At 55.4% G+C, this 5,104-nt stretch carries 3 protein-coding genes and 1 pseudogene; all 4 read left to right on the plus strand.

Annotated elements, in window-relative coordinates; all coding sequences use genetic code 11:
* Nucleotides 1-2,333 (plus strand): AAA domain-containing protein (locus tag HPY90_RS14755; protein ID WP_287195632.1); only part of this gene is annotated, 2,333 nt, incomplete at its 5' end.
* A 359-nt stretch (nucleotides 2,334-2,692) separates the two neighbouring features.
* Complete coding sequence (locus tag HPY90_RS14760) at nucleotides 2,693-4,141, plus strand: HEPN domain-containing protein (RefSeq protein WP_287195634.1); 1,449 nt, start codon at nucleotides 2,693-2,695, stop codon at nucleotides 4,139-4,141.
* A 346-nt stretch (nucleotides 4,142-4,487) separates the two neighbouring features.
* The gene (locus HPY90_RS14765) at nucleotides 4,488-4,688 is read left to right on the plus strand and encodes a type II toxin-antitoxin system HicB family antitoxin (protein ID WP_287195635.1); all 201 of its coding nucleotides are present in this window, start codon (nucleotides 4,488-4,490) and stop codon (nucleotides 4,686-4,688) included.
* 75 nt (nucleotides 4,689-4,763) lie between these two features.
* Nucleotides 4,764-5,104 (plus strand): annotated as a pseudogene (locus HPY90_RS14770) (DUF4351 domain-containing protein); the annotation flags it as partial.

Below are 5,104 nucleotides of genomic sequence, written 5' to 3' on the forward strand. Positions count from 1 at the left end.
ACACCGGAGAGCGTGGGCCAATAATTAGGAACTTGATCGAAGACTTGGAGGAGCTTTCCACGTTGCCCGCAGATGAATTGCGCCGGGGGCCGCTTGGTGTCCTCATGGGCGCGATACCGGCACCGGCACCGCCTCCTGCTGAGCCGCAGCCCACCATAATTCCTACGAACCTGACGCAGGACCGGGCCATTACTTCGGCTTTCTCTGCACCACTGACGGTAGTCACAGGGCCGCCGGGAACAGGCAAGTCGCAGCTGATCGTCAACGCCGTAGCCTCTGCTGTTGTACGAGGAGAGAAAGTATGTTTCGCTTCAAAAAACAACCAGGCGGTAGACGTGATCTTCGAGCGCCTGGCAGCAGTAAGCGATGAACCGGTACCTATTCGGGCAGGAACGACTAAGCACCGGGGCAATATAGCATTAACAATTCAACGCGCGCTTGCCCGTCCTGAAAGACCGACTGAACTGGGATCGGCTATAACCGCCTGGCGTATGGTCGAAAAGGAGCTGTCTCCCATTTACCAGGCAGCGCGTGAGCGTGAAAAGGTTGAGGCGGAGCTTGCCGCTGAGGAAGCTCGCTACGAAGAGTTGAACCGCGCGGCCCCGGTTGCGGTCTTCGCGCTTGGCGACCCGTACGAAGTGGCGACGGCGGCAAAGGAGGTGCTTGCTTTACTTCCACTTGCGAGCAGGCCCCGGCCCTTCTGGCCCTGGGCCAGGCGCCGGTGGGAGCGCGCAAGAGAGGAGCTGGCAGCGGCGTGGGACCGCCTCTCCCAGTCCGCTGGGTCTGCCATACCGATGCCCAAGGAACCTGAACAGAAAACGGCTGAGGAATGTTTGCGGTTTTCTCAGGTAGCCCGCGATATTGATGCCCAACGCTTGCGCATAGAGGCCACGCGAAAACACCTGGCCTCCCTTCCCGACCGGTGGGAGCTTCATGACCGGCTCATGGAAATGTCCGCGCGTCGCCTGGAGGCCGGCCGACAGTTGTTTGAAGCAACCTGGCGCAAGCTCATCGGGGGCACCTTGCCGGAAAAACGCGCTGCGGCATCGGCTCTTGCCGAGGGGTTGGCGAAAGCCGCAAGCGGACAGAAAGCCTCCATCAGGCGGCTCCTCCGGCTTGTGCCGGACGCGTTGCACATTTTCCCCGTCTGGGGAGTTACTAACCTCTCGGCGCGTACCAACTTACCTCTTAGGGCCGAGCTTTTTGACCTGGTCATAATTGACGAAGCTTCACAGTGTGACATCCCCTCAGCGATTCCGCTGTTGTACCGGGCCAGGCGTGCGCTTATCATCGGCGACCCGAAGCAGCTCACCCACATCACTTCTCTAAGGGAAGCGGCAGAGGAAAATCTCGCCCGACGATTCGGCCTGACGCCGGACGATCTCCTTGTATTCTCCTATCGTTCGCGTAGTCTCTTCGGTCTGGCATCCGCTCGCGTCGGGGAGAAACCACTTTTCCTTGACCAACACTTTCGGTCACACCCAGCGATCATTACTTTCTCCAACGACCATTTTTACGGCTCACGTCTTTTGGTCCTGACCGACGAGTCACAGTTGCAGCCCGGACCTGCTGTTCGGTGGATCAACATCCCAGGTCAGTTCCGGCGCGGGCCGCGCGGAAGGAGCGTGGTAAACCTGCCGGAGGCTGAGGCCGTGGTCCACCAGCTCGAGACTCTGCGTGGCCAATTTGGGGATCAAGGTCTTTCCGTTGGTGTGGTAACGCCTTATCGAGCCCAAGCGGAGGTTATTCGAGACTTAGTAGTCCGCCGCTTGCCGAATCTTGGTGATTCTCTGGTGGTGGATACGGCTCACCGGTTCCAGGGTGATGAGCGGGACATAATTATATTCTCGCCGGTGGTGAGCCGGGAGATGCCCACCTACCACGTGACGTTTGCGTCCAATTCCAATCTGGTAAATGTGGCCGTGACCAGGGCAAGACGCAAACTCGTCGTCGTAGGTGACCGGGGGGCCTGCCTGGCCTCGCCGGGAGTTCTGCGCGACTTGGCTCAGTACATTATGGATCTTGAAGCTGGCGGGTTCCGGTCGCCACTAGAGCGGCGGCTGTTTGAGGCACTTGTGGCAGCGGGGATTAACGTTCAGACCGGCGTAGAAGCCGGGGGATACCAGCTAGACCTGGCTGTGGTGGACGGCGAGCGCCGACTCGATGTAGAATGTGACGGCGCGGCCTTCCACCGTGACCTGCGCGCCGATTTTCTCCGCGACGAACGGCTGCGGCGCGCCGGATGGGAGGTTGTGCGGTTCTCCGGCCGCGAGATCCAGCGTAACCTCGACGAGTGTGTCCGTAAGGTAAAGGAGTTGCTGGCTGCGAGGTGAAAAAGTGCGGCATGAATTTCACAGCAAACACAAACACACAAACAGAGGGACGGTTCTCATGTTTGCGCTTACAGGCAAGGCCAGGTGGCGAAACACGAAGTCAGAAAATGGAAAACCGGAGCGAGACAAAATCCTGCATGATTGGATCCAAACAGCAGAACCGTCCCCCTGTTTTGCCCAGAACCGTCCCCCTGTTTTGCCCCTGTTTTGGCGTCCCCCTGATTATAAGATGAACTTAGAGCGATAACCGCGTGTAACCAATGTTACAAAGGGGTAGTGTGTTCCAATAGACTTCGCACACGAAATTTATGGGACCCCTTGCTTTGGGTGTGGGTTCTGTAAACAAAGCGGGAGGTTTATTGCCGATCACGGTAGGGGTCGGGATGGCCAAAGGGGACCAAAAGAATGGTCGCTTTCGCAAAAAGGGGGTTTTTACCGCGGGGGGAAGTTTTTTTGATTTGATCTGTTCGCTGATAGGTGAAGTACTCAGGTTGGTGCAAAGCTTTGCACGCGAGGGCAGGCAGGTGCCGGAAGAGCTTCTTTTTCTTATGCAGCTTTGCGAAGGAGACAACTTCCAGAAAACGCCTCCGGGATCGCGCTCTTATGCTTTCCTGCTCCCTCTTGCCCTTGAGAACTTGGAAAGCAGCCCGGAGTACGCGAAGTTTTGCAGGCTTTTGCTCACTGAGCGGAGGTTCAACAAGGTGTTCCCTCCTGCAGAAAGGGGAGAGGCGGGCAATTTGGTGTTTCCTAAGGAGTACCTCCTCTCCATTGCCTGGCGTTATCTGAACCAGACAGGAACGCCAGCTTTACGGCCGGAGGCTCTAGGCGAGATTCTGGCTCAGAGTGAGGCTGTCTGGGAGAAAAGGAGTTTCAATTTCCGGATGGTTGCGCCGCTCGTGGGGCTCTCTGGTTCCGGGGAACTCCCTGAATTCAATCTGGGTCGGTGGCGGCTGCGGAGGCTGAGTGAAAGCGAGGTAGCGCGTGTTCAGTATTTCCGGCAATACTTCAGTCTTCCGGCCACTATGGTTTACAGTGGGGAAGCTCCACCTTGTTTGAGCTTTGCTCTCGTTCTTGAAGATTGCGAGGTTCCTTTCAGCGGCCTTGCGGCAGGATGGAACGTGGTGCGGCCTGAGTTTTTACCGGAGAAGGAACTGAGAGACCTGGTTTCCCTGCTTCAGGCGGCGACCAGTGTGGGCGAGTTTGGGTGCTGGTCAGCGATTTCCTGCCCTGTGCTTATTTATTACACTGTTGATTGGGCGGCAAATCCCTTTGGGAACCCGTTCTCGCCGGACTATGCCTGGCCTCTAGGGAGGCTCCATTTTGGCCGCGAGTGGTTCCTACCACCTGCAGGTTGGGATGATTGGGTCTCTCGGATGTTTTCATTTATCGAAGGGGCACCGGAACCCGAGAAAGTCCGCTACCGGCGCGCCCTCCGCTGGTTTGCTGAAAGCATCTTCTGTGATAACCTCTGCGACAGGATGATGAAGCTGTTTATTGCCCTGGAGGTGCTTTGCCTTGGGGGCATAAAAGTGGACCGGGGCAAGGGACAAAAAATTGCTGCTAGGTGTTCTGAGTTGCTGCACACAGATGACAGGGAGCGGCGTCGGTGGCGAAAGTTCATAAAAGATGCTTACGAAAAGGTGCGTCCTCTCCTTTTTCACGAGGGGGCGGATGAAGAAAAGCTGGCCCAGCTACTAAAAGAAAAGTTGAAAATCAGCGTTCCTGAGGAGTGCGCGGACTTGTTAGAAATAGCCTTTAGGACAGCCTGGAACGCGCTTGTCCTTGGACTGGCACGAGAAAAAGCATAAGAAGCCTGCTGTCTGTTTTTGCGCCAAAAGGCAACTTTTACGCAGGCGCGTTTTCAGAGTGGCTCTAAAGAGCAGGTTTACCTTGCTGGTTGTGTTTTCACCTGATAGAATAATCACCAGGAATTAATGCGTTTTGGGAGGAACTGTATTACTGCCTGGTTAATTTGGGAGAACATGGAGAAGAAGATTGTGAGGCAATGAAAGCAAGGTTTCCGGAGATCTTCGACTGCAGGGTGGCACCCCATGCAGGAGTTTTTGGGAAGCAGTAAATATGAATCCTATTCAATTTGCTAAAATAACACTAGATACCCTCAAGATCGAATTGATTATAACGGAGGTTTATGCTATGCGCCAGTTTAAAATTATAGTGGAGAAGCATCAGGACGGGTACGTGGCGTACCCTCTTGGATTAAAGGGAGTTATAGTTGGCCAGGGGGATACCTGCGAAGAGGCACTCGCTGACGTAAAATCTGCCATTCGGTTTCACATTGAAACTTTTGGAGAAGAGGTGTTAGAAACTGTCTCACCCGTACTTGAGGTTTTGTGACTGAAGCAGGAGTGGCTGTATAGTGGTCAAATTCCGGTAGATGCCCCCAAACAAAGGGTCATCAAGGCACTTGAAATGAAGCTGAACCGCGAGGAAGAAGAACAACTTTACCGGGAATTGGGTAAAATGGACAAAAAGGAGGTTGATGCCATTATGCAAATAACCACCAGCTGGCATGAAAAAGGCCGTGCGGAGGGCCGCGCGGAAGGCCTTGCCGAAGGTAAGACTAAAGCCAAGCAGGAGGTCATATGCAGGTACCTGGCTCGCAGGTTTGGAGCGGATTCTGCCACCATACAGGAAAAGGTGCCGCAGCTGACCGACATGGATGCGCTGGACCGGGTGCTGGACCAGCTGTTTGCCGCCGGCTCCCTGGAAGAAGCCCGGAGCATCATCTGGGAGGAGCTGAGCAGGTTCAT

The sequence above is a fragment of the Syntrophothermus sp. genome (assembly GCF_013314835.1).
Classification (GTDB): Bacteria; Bacillota; Syntrophomonadia; order Syntrophomonadales; family Syntrophothermaceae; genus Syntrophothermus; species Syntrophothermus lipocalidus.

Excerpts from the sequence above, each read along its gene's own strand:
- HPY90_RS14765 (WP_287195635.1), top strand. The coding sequence starts at position 4,488 with ATGCGCCAGTTTAAAATTATAGTGGAGAAGCATCAGGACGGGTACGTG.